We start from the raw sequence: 23,023 nt of genomic DNA on the forward strand, positions 1-23,023 counted from the left end.
ACACTAATGGCCGCGTTATGCCCTTAACTTTGCGGTATAGGGGCAATAACGCGGCCGTTTGTGCGCTGTTACTTAGTAACAGGAGCCCACTCTGGACCGGTCTCGCCTAGTTCTGGATCCAGTTTGGAGATCAGCGGTTTGGGCTTAGACAAGGCAGTGCCTGGCTCAACCTGAATGCGCTCCCACTTCGCCTGCTGGTGACTGTAGTCACCCATGATGACCGGGTACTCATGGCCTTCTGGCGGCAAACCGGCACCCACGAGCTCAACCGGAATATCGTCCTTGACTTCGTGCACTTCTGGCTGTGCAGCCCAGACGCCGCTGCGGCCCAAGGTCTCATGGACCTTTTGCGCGGTAAACGGGAGGTACGGCGTGAGCATCACATTGCAATCAGAGACCACCTGCAGTGCAGTCCACAGCACGGTGGCTAAGCGCTCGCGCTGGGATTCGTCCTTAGCCAATTTCCACGGCTCTTGGTCTGCAATATAAGCGTTGGCTTCGCCGACGACGTGCATGATAGCGGTGATCGCCTGCTTGAACTTGGACTGCTCCAGCAAAGAACCGGCGGTCTCGAAGGTCTCTTCCGCCAGCTGCAGGATTTCCTTGTCCTTATCCTCTAGCGCTGCGGGTGCTGGAACCTCACCGAAGTTTTTGAAGGCCATCGACACGGTGCGGTTAACGAGGTTGCCCCAACCATTGGCGAGCTCGTTATTGATGCGGCGGACGAATTCATCCCAGGTGAAGTCCGTGTCATTATTCTCTGGTCCCGCCACTGCGATAAAGTAGCGCAGAGCGTCTGGGCCAAACTCCGCCAAGAAGTCCTTGACATAAATGACAACGCCTTTGGAGGAGGAGAACTTGGAGCCAGACATGGTCAAGTACTCGGAGGAGACGATCTCCGTAGGCAGGTTCAACTCACCGTACTGGTGCAGCTCGCCGCCTTTTGCGCCCTTGCCGGCATAGCCCAAAAGCTCGGCCGGCCAGATCTGGGAGTGGAAAGTGATATTGTCCTTGCCTTGGAAGTAATAGTGGTGGGCCTCTGGGTTTTGCCAGAAGTCCTTCCAAGCATCTGGCTGGCCAATGCGGTAAGCCCATTCGATGGAAGAAGACAGGTAACCAATGACGGCATCGAACCACACGTAAAGCTTCTTGGCGTCATTATCTTGCCAGCCCTCAACCGGGATGGGAATGCCCCAGTCGATATCACGCGTCATGGTGCGCGGGCGCATATCTTCAAGCAGATTCAGGGAGAACTTCAAGACGTTCGGACGCCAGTCTTCGCGCGTGGATAGCCACCGCTGCAGCTCGCCCTTGATAGATGGCAGATCTAGCAGGAAGTGCTCGGTTTCGATGAACTTAGGGGTCTCGCCGTTGATCTTAGATACGGGATTAATAAGATCCACTGGGTCGAGCTGATTGCCGCACTCATCGCACTGGTCGCCGCGGGCGCCATCCGCGCCGCAGATTGGGCAGGTGCCCTCGATGTAGCGATCCGGCAAGGTGCGTCCAGTAGATGGCGAAATAGCGCCCTGGGTGGTCTTTTTAAGCATGTATCCATTGGCATACAAGCCCTTGAATAGCTCCTGCACCACGGAGTAGTGGTTGCGGGTGGTGGTGCGGGTAAAGAGATCGTAGGACAGGCCTAGGTTGGCCAGGTCAGTAACGATCTGGCGGTTGTAGCGGTCTGCGAGTTCGCGTACGGATACGCCTTCCTTATCTGCTTGTACCAACAACGGAGTGCCGTGCTCGTCGGTACCGGAGACCATGAGTACGTTGCGGCCACGCATTCGCTGGAAACGCGCAAAAACATCAGAAGGAACGCCAAAGCCGGCCACGTGGCCGATGTGGCGCGGGCCGTTGGCGTAGGGCCAAGCAACATTTACTACTACAGACTCAGTCATGGGTCCTACTTTATCGAAGCCAGCTCCTGCCTACACGATCAGGGCAGATATTGGCTTCGCTGGTGAACCGCATTTTCAGCAGAAAGCGCCCACCGCCTCCCCCGTGGAGAGGAAACGATGGGCACTGGCTATGGGCAGCCTTAAGGGCGCAGATTACTTGCGCTTCATCGGATTCTTCAGGCGCTCATTGCGGCGCTTCTTAAGAACCTGAGTGCGCTGATATTCACGGTGCAGACGGCGCTCGCGGGCCATCTTGCGCTGGAATTGCTGTGCCTCGCGGTATTCGAGGTAGATGACATCCTCGCTCAGTGCCTTGTAAATGGCGAACATCAAGCCAACGACAATGAACAGGAATGGCAGCGCGGCAACAATGGTGACGTTCTGCAGGTTAGACAGAGCGTCCTCATTAGCCAGCAGCAGGGTCAGGCCTACCAAGGCGGTCAGTGCGCCCCATGCGGCGGATAGCCACGGCTTAGCGGTAGAAGCACCATTCTGGGACATGGAGCCCATCACCGTGGAAGCGGAGTCCGCAGAGGTGATGAAGAAGGTCGCCAACAGAACTGCCGCAACGATGCCAGCGATGAAGCCTCCTGGCATGGTCTGCAGCAGATTGAACAGCTCTTCCTCGGCAGACTCACCGGTAATGGATTCGCCGTTTTGCTCCATGTGGATGGCGGTGCCGCCGAAGATTGCGAACCACAGGGTGGATACACCCGCGGGAATGAGGAGTACGCCCAAGCAGAACTCGCGCACGGAACGGCCACGGGAAATGCGAGCCAAGAACATGCCCACGAATGGGGACCAAGAAACCCACCATGCCCAGTAGAAGATGGTGTAGCCAGACAGCCACTCACCGGCGGTGCCGTTCTCGGACTCGGCGGTACGGCCAATCATCTCGGTGAAGTAGTTGAGGTAGTTACCGATAGAACCTGGAATCTGGTTCAAGATGGTCACGGTCGGACCCAAGATGAACACGAAGATGGCCAGCACTGCGGCGAGAATCATATTCGCATTGGAAATGTACTGAATGCCCTTGCCCACGCCGGACATCGCGGACAGGATGAATGCGAGGGTCAGAACCAACACGATGCCGACAACAACGGAGTTCGTCGGGTTATCGATGATGCCGGAGGCCTTCAGGCCAGCCTGAATCTGCAGGGCGCCTAGGCCCAGGGAGCAGGCGGTGCCGAAGACGGTAGCGAAAATAGACAGGATGTCGATGAACTTGCCCACCGCGCCGTTGGCATTTCGCTCGCCGATAAGCGGCACAAAGGCTTGGCTTAGCAGCTGCTTGCGGCCGATGCGGAAGGTGGAGTAAGCAATGGCCAGACCGACGATGGCGTAAACGGCCCAAGGGTGCAAAGTCCAGTGGAACATGGCATAGGCCATGGACGAGCCAACGTTGCCAGTGCCCTCACCGGGGGTGCCGTCGCGGTAGTTAGCAAGCGGCTCGGAGGCACCGTAGAACATCAGGCCAATGCCCATGCCTGCGGCGAACATCATCGCAATCCACGATGGCGTGGAAAATTCCGGCTCCTCATTAATATGGCCCAGCTTGATGGAGCCGAATTTAGAGGCAGCGATAAAGACAACGAACACCACAAAGACGGTGCCGAAAAGAATATAGGCCCAACCGAAGTTGTCTACGACCCAGGTCAGGGCCGAAGAAGAGAAGTTGGCGAAGTTATCCGGGGCGGCCAAGCCCCACACGACGATCGCGGCAATCAGCACGCCGGCAATGCCGACGATGGACCAATCGATTGGCATATTGTCACGATCGGCCGCGATTTCCACCTCAGGATCGTCGTAGCGCTCCGGGTGGAAACCATCGGAGTGAATCATGTCCTGAAGCTGGCCGGTAGCAGATTGTGCGTCCAGCTGTTCATCTACAGTCTGATAATTCTCAATAGGCTGCTCGCTCGAAGAAGCCGAAGCCGGCTGTGCCTGTGCACCGACCGGTTCCTTTCCTTCTTCTGGCACGCCTGTGCCCATGTTTTCCGAATTTGTCATGAAATATACAGTGGTGCCGAACTACTAAATTATCAAACGAAATATGCAGAAAATTCGCTGCTCAACGGCGTTTCCCAGGAATTTTCCACGGTAATTTGAATGATTTTTACGCTTCATTTCCCCATGTAAATAGCGCTTTAAGCCTCTCACCCACCCGCACACTATAACAATTCAATTACAAAGGCCCTTTTAGTGAAGCCATCTGCAGTCACCACTAGGTGTGACGCAATCGCGGCTACGGGGGCTTAGGCCTTGCGTGCTTCCAAGGCGGCGTCATAAAGCTCGCGGTTGGAAACTTCAGTCCCTTTCGCCGCTTGTTTGCAGGCATCTTTAAGCCGCATACCCGCCGCGGCTAGTTCGAGTGCCTTGGGCACTAATTCTTGGGCGGTAGCAGCCGCAGCCGTACCGCCCTCGATCACTACAGTGATCTCTCCCCTAGCGCCGTCTGCCGCCCACTCAGCCAGCTCGCTTAAGCTGCCGCGACGGACCTCCTCATACGTCTTGGTCAATTCACGGCATACGGCCGCTGGGCGCTCGGCGCCGAGAATATCCGCAGCCTCAGCCAGAGTTTCGGCCACGCGGTGCGGCGACTCGAAGAAGACGATGGCACGCTTTTCATTGCGCAGGGACTCCAACCAGGTCTTGCGGGGCCCGGGTTTGCGGGGAGGAAAGGCATCGAAAAGGAAGTGCCCTACACCCAAGCCGGACAATGCCAGCGCCGTGGGCACGGCAGAAGGGCCGGGGAAACAGGTAACGGGGATATCGCGCTCGGCCGCCGCAGCCACGAGGGACAGGCCTGGGTCAGAGATGATAGGCATACCGGCATCGGTAACAACGAGGACGGTGCCGGCCGCGGCGGCGTCGATAAGCTGGTGGGCGCGATCCTGTTCATTGTGATCAAAGTTGGACACCACCCGTCCGGAAATCTCGATTCCCAGCGCCTGGGCCAAGTTACGCACGCGGCGCGTATCCTCGGCCGCGATAACATCCGCATGCTGCAATGCATGCATTAAACGCGCGGAGGCATCCCCCACATTTCCTAACGGCGTGGCGGCGAGGATAACCCCGCGCGGCAGTGGATCCAGACCTAAAGCAGACATGCTTCTAGCATTCCATACTCTTCAATGCGCGGGCGCGCCGCCTTGTGGCCTACACTCAACCAAGTGACTATTGCTACCGCTGCCCCATCGCGCACCACGCACGACACCGTGGCTCCGCCAGCACCCCGCGCCTACGTGTGGGGCAAGGCTGACTGGATAAGCACTAGCGTCGTCGGCGTGCTCGCACTCATTACCCGTTTTGTCGGACTGACCGCGCCTGTATCCAAGGGCACGCCCGTCTTTGATGAAAAGCACTACGTTCCACAGGCCTGGGATATGGTCAAAAGCTGGGACAACCTTTTCATAGGCGGCATTGAGACCAACCCCGGTTACGGGCTCGTAGTACACCCACCGCTGGGCAAGCAGATCGTGGCACTATCCGAATGGGTCTTTGGCTATTCCCCCATGGGCTGGCGCTTTATGACGGCCCTTTTCGGCGCAGCCACCGTGCTCTTGACGATGTCCCTGGCGCGCCGCGTCTCCTTATCCTGGCAGGTAGCGACCCTGGCTGGCCTGCTCGCCATCTTTGATGGCGTGCTCTTGGTCTCTTCCAAGTTCGGCATGCTGGATATCTTCCAAGTTTTCTTCATCGTCGCCGCCGCTTGGGCGCTAGCACGCGATCATAACCAGATGCGGCAGCGCCTCCACTGTGCCTTTAGCAAAGGGCGGATGGGCTCCTCAGATTTCGGTCCGCGCTTTGGATTCCGCTGGTGGCGGTTATTGGCCGGAGCGTGCCTGGGCCTGTCCTTAGGCGTGAAGTGGTCCGGACTGTACTTCATCATGTTCTTTGGCTTGATGTCCGTCTTTAGCGATCTCGCGTTGCGCAAACGCTATGGCGTGCGCCGCTATGTAGTAGGCACTCTCGTGCGCGATACTCCGGCGGCCTTGGCTTCTATCGTGCTGGTACCCGTGCTGCTCTACGCGTGGACTTGGCGGGCCTGGTTCGCCTCTGAAACTGCCGTATACCGCCACGCCAAAGTAGACGGGACCATCGAGGATGGTTCGTGGCTAATGCATCTCCCCGATTCCTTGGCCGGATGGTTCTACTACCACTCTTCTGTCCTGGAATTCCACGCGAGCTTGACTTCCTCCGGCGGACACCATCACCCGTGGGATTCCAAGCCATGGGCTTGGCTCGTTGGCGCCCGCCCCATCTTGTACTACTCCTCCACCGACCTACAGTGCGGTGATGGCAGCAATGAGTGCCGCAAGATGCTCTACCTCTTTGGCACCCCAGCCATTTGGTGGCTAGTCATCCCGGCTGTCCTGTGGGGCCTGTGGTCACTTCTCATCCGCCGCAACCGCGCTTTCCTCATCCCCTTAGTAGGTTTTGCCGCTGGCTTCTTGCCGTGGCTCGCGGCCTTTGACCGTCAGATGTACTTCTTTTACGCCACAGCCTTTATCCCCTTTGTCATCGTGCTTATTGCTTTGGCTCTGGGCCAGCTCATCGGCCACGGCAGACCGGTGCGTTGGGAATGGCTCCAAAGCTTGGCTGGCGGTTCCGTGCGCTGGGGGACTATCGCCGCCGTGTTCTACTTAGCCTTGGTCGTGGCGATGTTTTTCTACTTCTCGCCAATTTTGTACGGCTACAAGATCCCTGATTCCTGGTACCACTCCATGATGTGGTTGCCCAGCTGGACCTAGCCACGCGCAATCATGATTACTGTGGCTGTGCGTTAAGGGACTTCCACCAGGCGCGCACTAAGTAGCCCTTTTCGGCAGCCCAGCCCCACCCCAAACTAATGGTCGCAAGAGCCGTGGCGATAAGGAAATACACCTGCTCAATAGTCACGGTGCTTAGTGCGATATCGCGCATGCCAAAGCCAAACAAGAAGGCAAACATCGTAGCCGATACAGGTAGTAGACCGGTAACCGCCGCGGGGCGCCACGCGCTAAAGAACAGACCACAAGCCATTCCAAAGCGCATCGCTGCGCCTTCCATGAGGAGGCTGGCTCGCTCTGGATCCGCGGTGGGATCGAGCACCGTGCCGCCTGCACCCAACGGTACTAGCCCCGAGGCGTGGACGATGAGTACCACAGCCCAGATTGCAAAAATGACCCCCATAAGCACCATGGCGATGCGCGCCACCATCAGGTTGGCTTGACGAGCGCTCGAGGTGCGCCGCCATTCCGGCTCCACGCCGGCCAAAATGACCTCGGAAAGATCCGTTGGCGGTGCCATGCCAGAATCTGAGGGTTCCACAAAATTTAGGGAGCGTGAGAGCGCGGCCGCCTTATCGCGAAAGGCTCGGCATTCGGCGCAGCTTTCTAGGTGGGCATCGATGACGTCCTTAGACAACTCGGAGTGCTCGCCGTCCAGTTGCGCAGAGACGGCCGCTTGGACCTGACTATGCGTCAACATTGCTGAGCACCCCGTCCATGCTGGCTCGACCGGAACCAAAAATCACGATCATCAACAAAGACACCAGCAACACCAGCGGGTATTCGATTCCGCCATCGGCAGCAAAAAGCCCATTTCCCAGATGCACAAAATACAGGGCGCACCCCATGAGCAAGGCAAGGGCACCGGCCACGAAGGTGGTAAGCAGGCCAACCACCAAGAACGCGCCGCCTGCCATTTCCCCGATTGCTGCAATATAGCCGGAAAGGTGGGGCTGCGGAACCCCGAGGGCAGAGAACTGTCCCACAGTTTCGTCCATGCCAGTTAAAAACATCTTGTCCACGCCGTGTGCGATAAAGATTAATCCGAGAACCGCTCGAAAAATAAGCAGTGCGGCATCGCGTACGGCAGGTCTATTCATGCTGAACAGATTACCCTGAACCCCCAACTCAATGCGAAGGCGGTAGGCTACACCCGCTTTCCTGGGAAATTCGCCTTGTGGCGGGGAAGCAACAGCTTTCTGCGGCAAGGGCTGTTTCAATGGGGACTACGCACACGTTAAAAGGAGAACACCATGAGCGAATCAACAACGCAGTCCGCAGAACGCACTACCTTGGTCTATGACGATGATGGCCTTGGCCGTCCGCCTTGGGCTATGTCTTCGCCCCTTCTTAAGGAGTATTACGACACCGAATGGGGGCTTCCCATTTTTGAGGAAGCGGCGCTCTATGAGCGCTTGAGTCTAGAGTCTTTCCAGTCCGGTCTTTCCTGGGCCGTGGTACTGAAAAAGCGCGAAGCCTTCCGTGCAGCATTTTGCAATTTCGATCCAGACAAGGTTGCCGAATTTGATGAAGCAGACGTAGAGCGCCTGCTTGGCGACGCCTCCATTATCCGCAACGAAACTAAAATTCGCGCCGCCATCAATAACGCCAAAGCCACGATCGCGCTGCGCGAGGAGGGTGGGCTCGCAGAGTTCATCTGGGCATTCCAGCCGCCGGAAAACCTCTACCCCACCGTGATGGAGGATATTCCGAAAAAGAGCTACGAGTCTAAGCTCATGTCGCGCGAGCTAAAGAAGAAGGGTTTTCGCTTCGTTGGCCCCGTCACCTGTTTCGCTTTAATGGAGGCCATCGGCATGGTAGACACCCACCTCCTCGGTTCCCATCGCCGTGGCACCTCTGGGGTATGGCACGAAAGCGGCGTGCCTCACTACGGCTTAGCGCAAGAGTACGCGGCGATTAAGAGCCAGCAACCAACGCAGGCCGCCGAAGTGCGGAAGGCGGCCGGTTAATACTGCGGCAACGCTTAACCGGCGCGGCGAGCCGCTAGGTCATCACGGCGGTTGTAGCCATCGGGTCCTGCATGTGGTCCGTCAAAATCACCATCTTCGCCATCGCTATAGCTAAGCGGCAGATGCACGAAATCAGGGCTTTCATCATCGATTTCTACTACTACTGCGCCAGGACGTCGCAGGTTGCGCGGGATCTTTAGCGCTTCATCGTCGGCATTGCGCACGCCCAAACGGGCGCGACGCAGATGGCGCACGCGGCGGCGCAGCAGTGCCCGCTCTTGGCGGACCTGGGACCGCAGGGCGACGAGATAGACCACGGTCAGCACGCCGGCTACGGCGGCCAACCACCAAGTCCAACCGCCGGCAACGATTCCCAGCGCCACTGTAAGAACCACAGCGACGGCTAGGCCCAATAGGGTGCGCTGACGGCGCTGGTAGCGGGTAGCAGACTTTTCTTTTTCCGCCACCGGATCCCAGCCGCCTCGGCCTAAGCGGCTCTGCGCAAATTCCACCTCATCTTCGGACAGATCCGTATCAATGCCGGCTTCGTCTGCCTCTGCGTCTGGTGTTGGCTCATCGACGTCGCCGTCCCCCGCTGCTTCTTGTATTGCAGGCTCTGCATCCGCGGTAGCATCAGCATCCACGGTATCGGCCTCGATAGCCTCGGCCTTGTCCACGGCGCCCGGATACATGAGGTCCACCGGGGAAGTGTAGGTCTCGTCGTAGTCATAAGCATCACTCGCCACGGTGGAAACTGCCGGGGCACTAAATACCTCGGCCTCATCGGCGGCTACGTCCTCAGCATCATCTTGCGCAGCGTCTTCTTCGTCGTCCTCGAGCAGGACGTCATCAGCGTCGTCCGCATCAGTGGTCACAGCGGATTCTTCGGTATTCGCGTGCTGCGAAGCGGGAATAGCAGCGCCCTGCGACTCAGGCGCAGGATCGCTTTCTGTGGAAGTGGCTTCTTCGACCAGTTCCCCGTCGATAGTATCCGCATCTGCTGGGGACGCTTCCTCGTCACCGGCGGCAGAAGGATTAGGAACTGCACGGCTTCCAGTGCCGAAAGGCTGGGACTTGGCACGGCGAGCTGCACCGGCAATGGTCACGGAACGAGAAGGGGCCTGGGCAGGCTCGGCTACAGTGTCCGCCTCATCGACATCCGCGGCCTCGACCATTTCGTAGCCTGCCTCGTCCACGTCGTCGCGTCGGTGGACATCATCGGCCCGCAGGCGCGGACGGCGCCGCCCGGCCACCTTGCCAGAATCACCTTCAAACAAGACGCGAGTATCTTCAAAGGCCTCGCCGGTATGACTCATGGGGCGGTTATTCCTGCCCAGTAGCCATGGTGCGAGCACGAAGAGCCACACCACGATGATCGCGATAACCGGCACAGCTGTCGACACGAAAAAGACCTTCCCCTTGAATACAGATGGTGATTCCACCATAAACGGTGAAACCGCACCGTAACACCCAAAAATCGCCCAAATTACAATGTTGTGACTTATGTGAAAATTGAGGTCAAACTCCCAGAGTTCCGTAGGTCATTTCACGCCAACCGGCCAGCTTGACGCAGGCGCTCCACGGCGCTGGAAGCGTAATCCTCTCTCACTAAAGCTACGTAATGATGGTCTTGCCACGCTCCGTCTATATGCAGATTGCGCCGCAGGTAACCTTCGTGCCGGAACCCATTGGTGGCCAAAACCCGGCCTGAGGCTGGATTGTGCTCCAGATACGTGGCGGTAACCCGATGCAGCCCCACGCGGCCAAAGGCATGGTCAACTCCCAAGGCGGTCGCGGCGGTAGCCACCCCGGCACCCTGCACGGCAGAATGGACCCAGTAACCAATCCAGCAGTCGCGAATGCTGCCATGCTGGATATTTCCTAAGGTCACCTGCCCTACAAACTGACCTTCTACCTCAATGACGAGCGGAACCACCAGCGCCTCCCGTGCGGCAGTGCGCAGATACATCAGATGATTCCACCATGCCTGCTGGCTATGCGCCGCATCCCAAGGCAGCGTTTGGGTCGGCTCGACTGGGCGAAGGAACTCCTCGTCCTCGATGCGTTGGCGCCGCCAGGCGTGGCCATCGGAACGCAGAAGCGGGCGCAAACGCATGCGCGCTCCCGATGGAAACACAGCCGAGGAGGGAAGCCGCACGAACGGCGTTGACTCCGGCCAACCGGGGTGCATGTCATCGGCAGGGCCGGTAGCAGGGTGGCGGAATTTGTCCGCCGCTGTGCCAAACGGATCAAGCATTAGCTGCGCTGGGTCAAGAACAAGACATCGACCACATCACCCGGACGGATCTCCGTTACTTCTTCTGGCACGCGAATCATTGCGTTGGCCTCCGAAAGCCCTGCCAGCAGGTGCGCTGGAGCTCCTGCCGCACCACCGAGGCCTTCTACTAGGTAGTCAGCGGTTTCCGCATCGCGCATTAAGCGGGCACGGATAAAACCGCGGCGGCCGGGCCGGGAATCGATGTGGTTTAGTGCGCGGGCACGCACCACGCGCCGGTGCGCATTGCGCTTGCCCAGCGCCAAGCGGATGAGCGGACGGATGTACACCTCAAAAACCACGAGCGCGGATACCGGGTTGGAAGGCAATAAGAAGGTCGGGATGCGCTCCTCGCCTACCAAGCCAAATCCTTGGACGGAACCTGGATGCATGGCTACACGGGAGGTATCGATATCTCCCACGTCATCGAGGATCTCGCGGATTGCCTCCGCGCCAGCACCGCCGACTGCGCCGGAGATGACCAGCACTTCGCTGCGGGCAATGTGTTTCTCCAACGCCTCGCGGATCCGACGCGGCTCGCCTTCGGCAATGCCCACGCGGTGCACCTCGGCCCCGGCTTCGCGCGCTGCGGCCGCCAAAGAGTAGGAATTAACGTCAAAGACTTGGCCTAAAGCTGGTTCCTGGTCAAGGTCTACTAGCTCACGGCCGAAGGAAATGATAGTGATGCGCGGGCGCGGATAAACCAATACTTTAGAGCGGCCCACCGCAGCCAGAAGGCCAATCTGGGCTGGACCCAACACAGTTCCAGAGGACACCGCTACGTCACCGGGTTGGATATCGTCACCCACCCGGCGCACAAAGTCACCGGAGCGCACTGGACGGTGAGCGGTAACTCGCTTCCGGCCACGGTCGGTCCACTCGAGGGGCAGGACGGCGTCGGCAAGCGTGGGCAATGGCGCACCCGTATACACTCGCACGGCTTGCTTGGGTTGCAAGCGCAGCGGCTGCTTTGAACCAGCCGGAACCTCGCCGACTACTGGCAAGGAACGCTCTACCTCCGGCTGCGGGGAATCCGCATCCTCCTCCCCTTCTGCGGCCGGATCCTCTTGCTTCTTGGAGCGGCGGACCTTAAGGCCACGCTCGCCACCGATATCCACGGCGCGCACCGCATAGCCATCAATGGCCGCCTGTGGAAAGCCCGGCAGGGGCTGATTGGCCTGAACTTCCTCGGCGCACATCAAACCCAGCGCGTTAGAAATACCGATGCGCACCGGCTCCGGCGTTGTCGCCGCATCGGTTACCAGCGCCAACTGGTCATCAACTGAACGCATAAGGTCTATGCCCGCCCTTTCTTCGCTTCCTCATCCTCAGCCTTTAAGAAAGGCTTCTAGGAAAGGCCGTGTTCGGCCTCGTATTCGGCCATGATCTGCTTGATTGCTTTATACAGTGTGGGACCGTATTTTTCATCGCGCAGGCCAAAATCTACGTTAGCGGGGATATAGCCGCCGGGGTTGCCCAAATCATGGCGCTTGCCTTTGTGAACTACCACATGGACGGGCTCGCCCTCTTCAATGAGGAGCTCGATGGCGTCAGTAAGCTGCAGCTCGCCACCTTTGCCCGGCTTGATGCGACGCAGGGCGTCGAAAATCTTGCGATCCAGCAGGTAGCGGCCAGTGGCCACAAGGTTAGACGGTGCATCTTCCACCGCGGGCTTTTCTACCATGCCCACGACTTTCTTCACAGCTGGGTCAGCGGTATCTTCCACATCGAATACGCCGTAGTTATAAGTCTGCTCGCGCGGTACCTCGAAGGCGCACAGCACACTACCTCCCAAATCCGCGCGTACACGGGCCATTTCCGCCATGACGGTGGCGGGCAGCACAATGTCATCAGGGAGCATAACGGCGAAGGAGTCCTCGTCTTCACCAAGCACTTCTTCTGCAAGGCCCACCGCGTGCCCCAAGCCCAGTGGCTTTTCCTGTTCCACCGCAACCGGGTGGATGAGCTGGTTAGCGCGCTTGACCTTAGACACCTGCTCATCCTTGCCGCGCGCATCCAAGGTTTCCACCAGCTGCGGAAAGGCTTCAAAGTGGCGCATGACCTCTTGCTTATCCGGGGCGGTGATCACCGCGAGGCGGCGCGCGCCCACAGAGGCCGCTTCCTCTGCAATGAGTTCGATGCCGGGAGTATCAACAACGGGCAGCAGTTCCTTCGGAACCGTCTTGGTGGCGGGCAAAAATCGAGTGCCCATACCTGCCGCTGGAATTACAACCGTGGTGATTCCGCGGGCGGAATCTTCGCGTTCTATAGCCATGCACAATAGCGTACAACGCCACATTATTTTCCCGTGCACCGCTACGCCGCAGGGTTATGATTAATTTATGACCTCTTCCATCACCGCCAAAAACGAGCTGCGCGCCCGCTTGGTCCAGGCCCGCCGCGAACTTGCTTCCGAGGACCACGATGCTTTTACCGCCGCTGTGCGCGAGCACCTAGAATCCGAGCTCACTGAGTCCATGACCGTTGCCGCCTATTGGCCGCTGGGCTCCGAACCGGGCGGTGCCGACTTCGTGCCGTGGCTAAAGGAGCATGTCTCTCGCGTTCTACTTCCCATCTCTGGAGAGAATGGCACGCTGACCTTCGCTGAATACCGCGGCAAGGATGCAATGCGCGAAAGCGCAATGGGTTTAAATGAGCCGCAAGGCCCGAGTTTCGATAGCAGTGTGCTGGCCGAATGCGACCTCGTATTGGCCCCCGCCATGGCCGTTGATGCCAAGGGCAACCGCATGGGCAAGGGAGGCGGTTACTATGACCGCGCGCTGGAGCCACTGCCCCACGGCAAGCCACCGGTTTTTGCCATGGTCTACCCCACCGAGTTCGTGGACGAAATTCCTACCGAAGATCATGACCGCAAGGTCGATGCCGCAGTCACAGCTGAGGGCATTACCCGCTTCTAGTTTTAGGCGCAGGGATGGCGCGGGAACCATTTGGGGCTCCGGGCAGTCTAAAAATATATGCCCTCTTTACATACCCCTCGCCTGCTCTCTACCTTGCGCACACCTGGCCACCGCCGCGGCGTGCTCATGCGCCGCATCATCGCGGTGGCCCTGCTTATCGCCGCGCTCGTTTCCGCGCTCTCGGCCGCTAAGGAGTTACCGCGCGTTCCCGTATTTAGCCGCGATCTCCCAGCTGGGGCAGAGCTTGCGCTTTCCGACGTCGAATTGGCCCGCCTGCCCGCTTCCTCCATCCCCGAATCTGCAGTGGCTAAAGAGCCGGAGGAGCTCAGCGGCCGCGTTATTACCGCTGCGGCTAGCAAGGGTGAAGTTATCACCGATACGCGTCTATTGGGCGAGGACCTTGTCTCCAGCCTGGTCGACCCCTCTGGGGGCAAGGCAGGTCGCATGATTCCAGTTAAACTCGCCGAGCCCGACATCATTCCGCACCTACATCATGGCGATACCGTAGATGTGGTTACCGCCGTCGGCGCGACTTCTTCTGCTGCCCACCCGGGTGCGGCGGAGGACGCCCCCGCAGCGCGCGTCGTTGCTTCCGGCGGCCGGGTGGTATCAACCTCTACTTCCGAAGGTGAAGCCTCTTCCTCTACGGTTTTGCTCGCCTTGCCCAATGACCACGCTAATGATGTAGCTGCCGCGTCACTGAGCCAGCCGCTAACCGTGGTTATCGTGGGTGATAGGGCTCACCCACAAAATAAAAGCCGAATGCTAGGAACATCTTAGGCGGTGTGTAAAGTGAGCTCTATGGAAGGATCGCTGTTTGAAAGAATGTCAGTCCTCACTGAGTTGACGGCAGCGGATCACTCACTGGCCATCTATTTTTCCAAATCATTTCCTAATTTGGCGTTTCAGAACTTAGAAGCAATCGGAAAGGGCGCAGGAGTTAGCGTAGCATCCGTGACTCGCTTTGTTCGCAAATTAGGGTATTCAGATTTTAAGGATTTTTCTACCCAACTTAAAGCTGAAGTTTCTGCTAATTTCGATCGGCCCCTCACGCGACTGACTTCGCGTGAGAAGGCGATCGACGCCGATGAATTAACACAACATTTTTCTCAAGTCGCCCGAGAGCTTGAACACTCTTTACCTAAGCTTTCATCCACTCAATTCCGACAAATAGCTGACCTTATGGCAGATGAATCTCGCCCACTTTACCTCACCGCAGTAGCCTCAACGCGAGCTCTCATGGAATATTTTTACATGCTGCTGAAGTATCATCGCTCTCAAGTATTTCTCCTACCCCATGTTGAGGCGCATCCTCACGTATTGGCAGATATTGATTCCTCAGGGGTACTTTTCACCGCCAATTTTGACCGCCACCCGCGCCCAATCGAGATTGCTTTGCGATATGCACGATCGCAATCTGCCACCACTATCCTGTTAAGCAATCGAACTGTGACCCCACTTCAGACCTATGCAGACCATGTACTTGTGCTTGATAGCAATCCAAACCCACGTTTCAAGAGTCGAGTGGGCATGTTAACGGTTTTGGAAGCACTGCTAACCGCCATTCAACACCGCCGACCCGAACGCGTAGAAGAACGCATCAAGACGATAGAAAAGCTCATCGATGAGGAAGGCAATTTTATTACCCCGCGCATTTCCAGTTCAGTGGAATGAATTAATCCCTGGCCGACTCCGAAATTTCTACAGCTCGGCCAAGATAGTTTTGAGGATCAGTGAGTGAATCCAAATCAAGCCTGCCTTCCAAAGCAGCAAGCTGAGGGCGCGTACGACAGAATTCGCTCAAAGTCATTCGCTTTTCTCGATATTCCTTAGCAAATTCCTGCAACACATCATGAGCAGTTCCGTGCCCAATATGCGGAGCAAGTGCCATCATTATTCCTTCCGACATGAGGACAGGGCCGCCCTTGCGAATTCCAGCTTCCAGCTCATCCGTGTCAAAAATCAGACGGGAAAAGAGAAAGTTTAATTTAGCCGCCGCGCCGTCGACTGCGACAAAAATCTGTGGAATCAGGTCTCGGTGGACTTCGGATTGCCGGTGATCTCGCTCGAAGGTTGCTGGGGGTTGTGTAAGCAACGTAGCGGCCATGCCACTCGCCAATCTCGCCGCCACAGATATTTTCATGGTAGTGAACGGATTTAGCTTCTGAGGCATTGTGGATGATCCCGAAAGATGCGCATCCATTTCCTCCCGTACTTCCACAAGGTCGGACCCCTGCATGGCGAATAAATCTTCGGCAATCTTGGCCAAGCTTTGTCCAAGCACCGCAACATTTAGCGCTAGTTCCATAATCGTATCGGAGCTTGCATGCCATGAAATAGTTTGTTCTACTAGGTCAAGTTTTTTCGCAAGCCGCTTATTTAATTCTGGCCCTTGCTCACCTAAAGAAGCGAAGGTACCTACAGCACCGGTAAACTGAATTTGTTCAGTACGTGAGCGCATTGCCTGTAGGCGTTCACGACTGCGCCTCAACTCGGCATTCCACCGCGCAAACCGAGTACCCAAAGTCGTGGGAAGCGCATATTGACCATTCGTGCGCGCCACCATCATCGTGTGAGCATGTTCATGCGCATTGTCGGCAGTTATCTTAACAAGATTATCGAGTCGGCGATGCAAAAGCGCGCTTGCCTCTTTTATCTGAAGTGCCCTGGCAGTGTCCAAGATATCCTGTGTTGTGGCACCAAAATGCACCCATCCCCGAGCTTTTTCAGGAATGACCTCACGTAATGCATCTAAAACCGCGACTAGTGGATTTCCTACGCCGCCTTTTCCTGCCTTGAGCAACAGCTCTTCACTAGGCTCAGCGTTTTCCAAAATCAAATCCGCAGCCTCACACGGAATAATGCCCAATTCAGCCTGTACCTTTGCCATTTCAGCTTCAACCTGAAAGATTCGTTTGATCAGCGATTTCTCATCCCAGATCCTTTCCATATCCGCAGATACATATCCATTTTTTTGAAACGAAGAATTTAGTGCTCCGATTCCCATGATTTCTCCTTCTCCAAAAATCAAATACAGACGTAGAGAACGTTTTACAGCAGTAAAAGACTCGAACCAGTCATAACAATGAATCCAACCGCGACTGGCAGAAGTGTGCGCCGTACAAGCTCAGTTGCCGAAATACCAACGCCTCCGGCTACTGAAATGATGACGCCTGAGACTGGCGAAACGGAACGGAAAAGCCCACTGGCGAACTCCATCGGAGTGATAATTGCCGCAGCAGAGCTACCGAGTTCCCGGCTAACCTGCGGCACAAGGCTAGAAAAAGCAGAGAAAGCGCCCACGCCAGAACCGGTAAGCAAAGTTACGATACCAACAATAATGGTGAAAAGAATTGTAATGACAATTGCACCAGCACCCAATTTCTGACCACTGTCAATGAGCATCTGAATTGCACCAGTGGCCGTGAGACCGTTGGCAAAAATTTGTGCAGCAATAATGAGTGCTACAACTCCCCCAAACATCTTACCCATTCCTGTAAAGAAAGCCGTGGCATCCTGTGTCGCAGCGATAAAGGAACGGTGCCGTATGCATTCACACACCATCGCTAGAAGCCAGACTATTAAAAAGGCTCCCACGGTTGTTAACTCAACGCTGTCATTTACCAACGGGCTAAAGAAAACTAACAGGACAATTGGAAGTGCCAAAAACAGTCCATAGAAACGCGGTCCTGCGTCACCGGAGCTACCACCTAAAACATTGGAGTCCTGATATTTCTCAAGGCCACGCTTATCGTAGTATCGCTGCACAAAGTAGTGCGTAACAGCAATTGCAATTGCTGTAGGGATAGCAACCACAAGTTGGTTTTGCACAAAATATACAACTGGCGAGAGCTCAATCGTCTTTGCTGCCAAGACCGAGGTACCTGAGGCCGGCCCCATTGGTAATGCAGAAGCTGTAGCAATTACCGCGCCCGCGGCAGCTGGACTCACCCCAGCTGTTTTTAGCACCGGTAGCAAAAGCACCATTAGAAGAATAGCTAGTCCAGCGGCGCTAGGAATAAACATGAAAAGAACAACACCCAAGAAATACGTGCCAATCAAAATCACATAAGGGTGCTGAAACCTTGAAATGGGCGCCGCCAATGCTTCTACCAACGCTTGGGAAGCCCCAATCTTGTTCATATACGCAGAGAACCCACCAGCTGCCATAATAATCAAGCCAACACTCGTAAGCTGACTTCCTGCCACACTTTCAAAGATTCCAATAACATCTAACCAGCGGGAGCCTGTCGTTTCTTCCGGCTTCAATACGTCAAAATCCGGCTGGCAAGCAGTTGACACTGCTATCAATAAGAAACCAGCAAGCAGCAAAATAATAACTGGCTTATGCCCCCTAACCAATAAATACCCTGCCCCAACGGTCACCACTAGAGCCAATAGCGCAAGAAAGACACTCATTCAAATCCTTTCGCCTCACACCCGAAACAATGTTACTTTTCCATCACTGGAAAGCACTTCGTGTTACTATAATATCACTCCTGGTGTGACGCATTCTCACGTCCTAGAAATATTTGAAATATCTCACCGGAGGTCAGGGGAACAGTTGTGGTAAATTTTCTCCTAAACTAGAGTTTCCGTTGTCCATGGTTTATACCTACCCTTAGTTATTCCCAGAAAGGTTCGTGCATTTCACCATGCTCAAGGGATTTAAAGACTTCATTATGCGCGGCAACGTCATCGAACTTGCCACCGCAGTCATCATCGGCTCCGCCTTCACCGCGATCGTCACCGCCGTTACTGACTCCATCATCCAGCCGATCATCAATTCCCTTGGCTCTGCTGAGGTGGACGGCCTAGGCTTCCAGATCACCGACAACAAGAACACCCTTGTGGACTTCGGCGCTGTAATCACCGCAGCGATTAACTTCCTCATCATCGCCGCAGTGGTCTACTTCCTCATCGTTATGCCGATCAACAAGCTCACCGAGGCTGCTAAGCGCCGCCAAGGTGTAGACCCTGAGGCTCCGGCACCAACCTCCGAGGAACTGCTTGCAGAAATCCGCGATCTGCTGGAGGCACAAAAGGCTTCCACCAATGGTATTTCGGGCACCGGTGCTACCGGTTCTACCGCCACCGATACCGATACCAATTTCGGCTCCGCTGGTGGTCGCCACCAGGCCTAATACTCGGCAATACGCAGCGTGAAGCCCGCGGTTATAACTTCTCCAGAAGCGATACCGCGGGCTTTTGTTGTACCTCGTGCATTTCCCTTTGTCCTCGGCCCCATCTAGCCCATGCCTGTGAGGCCGACCCCTCAGGTCGATTATCCGCCGTAGTGCGGGGGCTGGTTTTCTCTGTAGAATTGCTCACCTCGCTGGGCGGACTCCCCCTCCTCTGGTTCTGCTCCGGGGGATGCATCCACATCATCCACCGCGACTATGCGTTCTTCATCAGCGCCGGCAGCAGCGCCTCCTCCTGGCTGATCAGCACTGCGATCATAGTCAGCAGCGTCCGATTGGCGGAATACGCGCCGGCGATTAGCACGGGATGTCATAGTTAAACCTGGCAGTTATTGGACGCTGGATTGCTGCAGCTGGTCAATGAGGTGGTGCACCAATGGCGCTAAGGTAGCCATGCCGTCGCGTACCGCCGCACGCGACGGAGCGAGGTTGACCACTACGGTGGAGCCAGAAACGCCCGACAGACCACGAGAGGTGCAGGCATCGACCGCACCGCAGGCTTGGCCGGAAGAACGCAGCGCCTGAGCCACGCCGGGAACCATCTTGTCGATGACCGAACGGGTGGCCTCTGGGGTTTTATCGCGCGGGCCTACTCCAGTGCCACCGACGGTCAGGACTAGGTCCACGCCGCCTACCACGGCAGTCTCTATAGCTTGGCGGATCTTGGACTTCTTGGAACGCACGACGATGGCGCCGTCCACGCGGAAATTTGCCTCCGCGAGCAGCTCATTTACCAGTTGGGAGGTGCTATCGGATTGCTCACCAGGGTGGTCGGTGACGATTACGATTAGGGCGCGGCGCGGGGCCGCCACGCTATCTTCCTGCTCGCTCGCCAGCAGGAAGGCATCATCTGGCTCGGCTACATCCATCAAGGAATCATGCTTGTTCTCGCCCTCCGGCTGTGCGGAGTCGGTCAAGTCGTGCTGCGAATCTGGCATTATTCTCCTTAAATTAAGGCAGTACGGCCTTTCGGCGGGGTGAGGTAGGGCGCATTCAGCACCTAAAGAGGTCTTGCACAGTAATTTACTCGCCGGAGAGGGTTACCTCTACCTGACGGGAATCATCCGAGCCTTCACGGGTAACCTCCAAGGTCACGGTCGCGCCAAAGTCCTGGGAACGTGCCGCTGCGATTAGCGCATCGGCATTTTCAATCAGACGATCATTGACTCGGGTGACAATATCGCCTTCTTTCAGCCCCGCCTTGTCCGCTGGACCGCCAGGCTCAACTTCGGCTATACGGGCGCCATTTCCATCATCGCGCGCTAGCACCTTCACGCCAAGAGTGGGGTGAGTTACCTTGCCGTCGTTAATGAGCTCATCAGCCATGCGCTTAGCAAAGTTGGATGGGATAGCAAAGCCCAAGCCAATGGAACCGCCCTCGCCGGTGGAGTTACTAGACAATGAGGCAATCATGGAGTTCATACCCACAATATTGCCGTCCCGATCAACCAAGGGGCCGCCGGAGTTACCTGGGTTAACCGCGGCGTCGGTTTGGATGGCGTCGATCAGCGAGGACTCGCCACCCTCCTGGGAAGCACGCACTGGACGATTCTTGGCGGAAACAATGCCGGAGGTCACCGTCGCATTCAGGCCCAAGGGTGAGCCGACGGCCACAACTTCTTGGCCCACGGCCACTGAATCGGAATCACCGAACTGCAGGAAAGGCAGGTCCTTAACATCCTTAATCTTCACAATCGCCACATCCGTATTGGCATCGGAGGCAACAACCTCTGCATCATGCTTGCTGCCATCGTTCATGGTTACCTGCATCATCCCGCCATGCTCCGCACCGGCGACTACGTGATGGTTGGTCAATACGTACCCATCCGGGGAAATCACAGAGCCGGAGCCTTCTGCCCCACCAGACCGAGTCACCGTCTGGATGGAGACGACAGCAGGCAGCACCTTCGAAGCCACCTCTTCAACGGACCCCTCTTCCGGCTCCTTGCCGGTACTGTTTGCCGTGGGTTGCGCCTTGAGCGCCTCATTGACCACCGAGGTGTCGTTATTGCCACCGGAATTTAGTCCCACGATAGCGCCAGCGATTGAGCCTGCGGCAATCGCTGCTACAGCGGCCAAAGCGGTAGCAGCACCGAGCCCAATCTTCTTCTTTTGCTGCGGCTGTGGGGGCAGTGGGGTGACCATCGGACCCTCCTGTCCCTGGCCTTGAAAATCCTGTGCCTGCGGTCCGTACTGCCGCTGCGACGGCACACCCTGCGGGCCTGGCATGCTTGCCCCAGTTCCTTCGGCACCACCACGGGGCTGGTTCCAGCCTTGTGAATAGGAGCCAGTCTCGTGCGCCTGTGCGCCAGCGTTCGACTGCTCAGACTCTTCAAAGTTCGGACCACCTTGAATCGGCTCGGCCCGACCCGGGCCTTCCTGGAACGAGCCCTCCTGGGAAGTTCCATCAAAGCCGCGGTAATCGTCATTCCTCATGTTCATGAGAAAACTATGCCTCACTTCGCTTGGTCAAGACTGATACTGTTCTGTAAACCTACTAGGAATTCCCGAAAGGTAGCTGTGTTACTTCACCAGTATAAATGGGCGCATCCTACTCCTGATTAAACCAGCGCTGAGCAAAGATTTCGCCGCGATCGCTCGGGTCTTCTTTGGCTCCTGGTAGTTTATCTTGCGGATCCGCCAGTCCATCCACAAATACCTCGCCTGATGCCGGCTTACCCGGCAAAATTACCTCCATGCGAGTTCCGCCATCATTGGACTCTTTAATCTTGATGGTTCCATCGTGACGCTCAATCACAGATTTAACAATGGCCAAGCCCAGGCCCGATCCCGGCATGGAGCGAGCCTCTGCAGACCTATAGAAGCGTTCGAAGACCTTCTCGCGCTCTTCGGGGGCAATGCCTGGGCCCGAGTCATCGAAGCGCAGACGAACTTCGCAGGAAGAAATTTGTTCCATGGATACCCGCACGGTGCCAGTAGCCGGCGACCATTTGGCGGCATTGTCCATGAGATTAAGCGTGGCGCGCCCCAGCGCGAATGGGTCGCCCTCCAGCTCCCACGGTATAAAACGCACCAAGAACTCCACATCTGGTCGGCGGCGCCGAGCGCGCTCCAAAGAAGACATCATGACCTCGCACAAATCTACCGGCTCTGGTTCGCGCTCATTGCCATCTTCTCGCGCTAAGTCAACGAGGTCCCCAATGAGCGTCGACAGTTCGTTCATCTGAGACATAACGTCATCTTCGAGGTCCTTGCGGTCTTCATCGCTCATGCCAAAGCCGCCACCACTACGATTTAGCATCATCAATAGCTCAATATTGGTGCGCATGGACGTCAACGGAGTCTTCAACTCATGACCCGCATCGGCCACGAATTGCGACTGTTGCGAGCGGGATTCCTGCAGCGCCTCAAGCATCTGATTGAAGGAGGTGGTCAATTGCGCCATTTCATCGTTATTCGACACCTCAATAGGGCGCAGATCGTTGGTTTGCGTCACATAATCCACCGCGCGCTTAAGTCGGGCGATGGGCTGCATACCAGTCTTGGAAACGATAAGGCCGGCGAAAATCGCCAGCACGATTCCGAGGGCAACGATGGTGAGAAGCACAGTTCCCAAAATGGCGATGATCTCTTGGGTAGGGGCAAGCGACTCTGCTACCACAACGGTAGCTCCTAGGTCATGCCGCTTAGCCAAAACGCGCTCGCCACCGACGGTACGCACAGATGTTTCTGAGTAGTCTTCCGTTCGGTGGAAATCTCCGCCCTCGGGAATGGTGTCGCCATAGGAAAAGCTTACAGAGGGAGGTGAAAGGGCGACCCGAGTGCCAGGGTTATAGGACTTAAAGTCCCCAATTTCGCGGTCGATATCATCCATAAACCGCGGGTCTTGGCTCTGCCGCAAAAGGACATCGGCTTTAGCCTCTAGGCGGTCGTCCACCGAGGCTGTCAGGGACATAGATACTACCCAGTACGTTGCCAATGTCATCAGAGCAACTGCAACAGCAACGACAAGGCCAGTAACAGTA

At 56.6% G+C, this 23,023-nt stretch carries 21 protein-coding genes; 6 read left to right on the forward strand and 15 right to left on the reverse strand.

Going from position 1 to position 23,023, the window contains the following annotated elements; translation table 11 throughout:
* Nucleotides 1-68 precede the first annotated feature (68 nt).
* The 3 genes from metG to rsmI all read right to left on the reverse strand — a co-directional run bounded on the left by metG (nt 69) and on the right by rsmI (nt 5,011).
* Nucleotides 69-1,901, reverse strand: coding sequence for a methionine--tRNA ligase (gene metG / locus L8V01_RS05545; RefSeq protein WP_269946143.1), 1,833 nt, complete (start codon nt 1,899-1,901; stop codon nt 69-71).
* A gap of 153 nt (nt 1,902-2,054) precedes the next feature.
* Nucleotides 2,055-3,911: a BCCT family transporter gene (locus L8V01_RS05550; protein ID WP_269946144.1), complete on the reverse strand. Its 1,857-nt coding sequence runs from the start codon at nt 3,909-3,911 to the stop codon at nt 2,055-2,057.
* A gap of 245 nt (nt 3,912-4,156) precedes the next feature.
* The gene (gene rsmI, locus L8V01_RS05555) at nt 4,157-5,011 is read right to left on the reverse strand and encodes a 16S rRNA (cytidine(1402)-2'-O)-methyltransferase (RefSeq protein ID WP_269946145.1); all 855 of its coding nucleotides are present in this window, start codon (nt 5,009-5,011) and stop codon (nt 4,157-4,159) included.
* Nucleotides 5,012-5,035: 24 nt separating this feature from the next.
* Between rsmI and L8V01_RS05560 the strand changes: the two genes are divergently transcribed.
* Nucleotides 5,036-6,655 carry a dolichyl-phosphate-mannose--protein mannosyltransferase gene (locus tag L8V01_RS05560; RefSeq protein ID WP_269946146.1) on the forward strand — a complete coding sequence of 540 codons (1,620 nt, stop codon included), beginning with the start codon at nt 5,036-5,038 and terminating at the stop codon, nt 6,653-6,655.
* Nucleotides 6,656-6,671: 16 nt separating this feature from the next.
* Here the strand turns inward: L8V01_RS05560 and L8V01_RS05565 are convergent, their stop codons facing one another.
* Nucleotides 6,672-7,373 (reverse strand): zf-HC2 domain-containing protein, encoded by a 702-nt coding sequence (locus tag L8V01_RS05565; protein WP_269946147.1) that lies wholly within the window; start codon nt 7,371-7,373, stop codon nt 6,672-6,674.
* Nucleotides 7,360-7,773, reverse strand: coding sequence for a DoxX family protein (locus tag L8V01_RS05570; RefSeq protein ID WP_269946148.1), 414 nt, complete (start codon nt 7,771-7,773; stop codon nt 7,360-7,362). Before L8V01_RS05570 ends, L8V01_RS05565 begins: the two co-directional genes overlap by 14 nt.
* A 153-nt stretch (nt 7,774-7,926) precedes the next feature.
* Here L8V01_RS05570 and L8V01_RS05575 point away from each other — a divergent pair, with 153 nt between their 5' ends.
* Nucleotides 7,927-8,643 carry a DNA-3-methyladenine glycosylase I gene (locus L8V01_RS05575; RefSeq protein ID WP_269946149.1) on the forward strand — a complete coding sequence of 239 codons (717 nt, stop codon included), beginning with the start codon at nt 7,927-7,929 and terminating at the stop codon, nt 8,641-8,643.
* Nucleotides 8,644-8,657: 14 nt separating this feature from the next.
* Here the strand turns inward: L8V01_RS05575 and sepX are convergent, their stop codons facing one another.
* From sepX to L8V01_RS05595, 4 genes are all read right to left on the reverse strand, one after another.
* Nucleotides 8,658-10,046 (reverse strand): divisome protein SepX/GlpR, encoded by a 1,389-nt coding sequence (gene sepX, locus L8V01_RS05580; RefSeq protein WP_269946150.1) that lies wholly within the window; start codon nt 10,044-10,046, stop codon nt 8,658-8,660.
* A 143-nt stretch (nt 10,047-10,189) separates the two neighbouring features.
* Complete coding sequence (locus L8V01_RS05585; protein WP_269946151.1) at nt 10,190-10,900, reverse strand: GNAT family N-acetyltransferase; 711 nt, start codon at nt 10,898-10,900, stop codon at nt 10,190-10,192.
* Nucleotides 10,900-12,210 (reverse strand): molybdotransferase-like divisome protein Glp, encoded by a 1,311-nt coding sequence (glp, locus tag L8V01_RS05590; protein WP_269946152.1) that lies wholly within the window; start codon nt 12,208-12,210, stop codon nt 10,900-10,902. Before glp ends, L8V01_RS05585 begins: the two co-directional genes overlap by 1 nt.
* Before the next feature lie 56 nt (nt 12,211-12,266).
* Nucleotides 12,267-13,193, reverse strand: coding sequence for a UTP--glucose-1-phosphate uridylyltransferase (locus L8V01_RS05595; RefSeq protein WP_269946153.1), 927 nt, complete (start codon nt 13,191-13,193; stop codon nt 12,267-12,269).
* Between the two features lie 67 nt (nt 13,194-13,260).
* On the opposite strand from L8V01_RS05595, the gene L8V01_RS05600 reads away from it, so the two are divergent.
* The 3 genes from L8V01_RS05600 to L8V01_RS05610 are packed head-to-tail and all read left to right on the forward strand — an operon-like array spanning nt 13,261 to nt 15,510.
* Nucleotides 13,261-13,836: a 5-formyltetrahydrofolate cyclo-ligase gene (locus L8V01_RS05600; protein WP_269946154.1), complete on the forward strand. Its 576-nt coding sequence runs from the start codon at nt 13,261-13,263 to the stop codon at nt 13,834-13,836.
* Between the two features lie 57 nt (nt 13,837-13,893).
* Entirely contained in the window at nt 13,894-14,616 is a 723-nt protein-coding gene (locus L8V01_RS05605; protein ID WP_269946155.1) for an SAF domain-containing protein, read from the forward strand.
* A gap of 21 nt (nt 14,617-14,637) precedes the next feature.
* The gene (locus L8V01_RS05610; RefSeq protein ID WP_269946156.1) at nt 14,638-15,510 is read left to right on the forward strand and encodes a MurR/RpiR family transcriptional regulator; all 873 of its coding nucleotides are present in this window, start codon (nt 14,638-14,640) and stop codon (nt 15,508-15,510) included.
* Nucleotide 15,511: 1 nt separating this feature from the next.
* Here the strand turns inward: L8V01_RS05610 and L8V01_RS05615 are convergent, their stop codons facing one another.
* Together L8V01_RS05615 and dcuC are read right to left on the reverse strand one after the other, a co-directional pair.
* A complete protein-coding gene (locus L8V01_RS05615; protein ID WP_269946157.1) occupies nt 15,512-16,843 on the reverse strand; it encodes a lyase family protein in 1,332 nt (443 codons plus the stop codon).
* Between the two features lie 44 nt (nt 16,844-16,887).
* Complete coding sequence (dcuC, locus tag L8V01_RS05620; RefSeq protein ID WP_269946158.1) at nt 16,888-18,255, reverse strand: C4-dicarboxylate transporter DcuC; 1,368 nt, start codon at nt 18,253-18,255, stop codon at nt 16,888-16,890.
* 236 nt (nt 18,256-18,491) lie between these two features.
* Between dcuC and mscL the strand changes: the two genes are divergently transcribed.
* On the forward strand, nt 18,492-18,980 hold the full coding sequence (mscL, locus tag L8V01_RS05625; RefSeq protein ID WP_269946159.1) for a large-conductance mechanosensitive channel protein MscL: 489 nt from the start codon (nt 18,492-18,494) through the stop codon (nt 18,978-18,980).
* Between the two features lie 140 nt (nt 18,981-19,120).
* Here mscL and L8V01_RS05630 read toward each other — a convergent pair whose 3' ends face one another.
* The 4 genes from L8V01_RS05630 to L8V01_RS05645 all read right to left on the reverse strand — a co-directional run bounded on the left by L8V01_RS05630 (nt 19,121) and on the right by L8V01_RS05645 (nt 22,983).
* Complete coding sequence (locus L8V01_RS05630) at nt 19,121-19,351, reverse strand: hypothetical protein (protein ID WP_269946160.1); 231 nt, start codon at nt 19,349-19,351, stop codon at nt 19,121-19,123.
* Nucleotides 19,352-19,366: 15 nt separating this feature from the next.
* Nucleotides 19,367-19,975: a MogA/MoaB family molybdenum cofactor biosynthesis protein gene (locus L8V01_RS05635; RefSeq protein WP_269946161.1), complete on the reverse strand. Its 609-nt coding sequence runs from the start codon at nt 19,973-19,975 to the stop codon at nt 19,367-19,369.
* An 85-nt stretch (nt 19,976-20,060) separates the two neighbouring features.
* The gene (locus L8V01_RS05640; protein ID WP_269946162.1) at nt 20,061-21,479 is read right to left on the reverse strand and encodes a S1C family serine protease; all 1,419 of its coding nucleotides are present in this window, start codon (nt 21,477-21,479) and stop codon (nt 20,061-20,063) included.
* Between the two features lie 109 nt (nt 21,480-21,588).
* Nucleotides 21,589-22,983, reverse strand: a complete 1,395-nt coding sequence (locus L8V01_RS05645) for a HAMP domain-containing sensor histidine kinase (protein ID WP_269946163.1) — start codon at nt 22,981-22,983, stop codon at nt 21,589-21,591.
* Nucleotides 22,984-23,023: the final 40 nt, after the last annotated feature.

Source organism: Corynebacterium curieae (genome assembly GCF_027570035.1).
Classification (GTDB): Bacteria; Actinomycetota; Actinomycetes; order Mycobacteriales; family Mycobacteriaceae; genus Corynebacterium; species Corynebacterium curieae.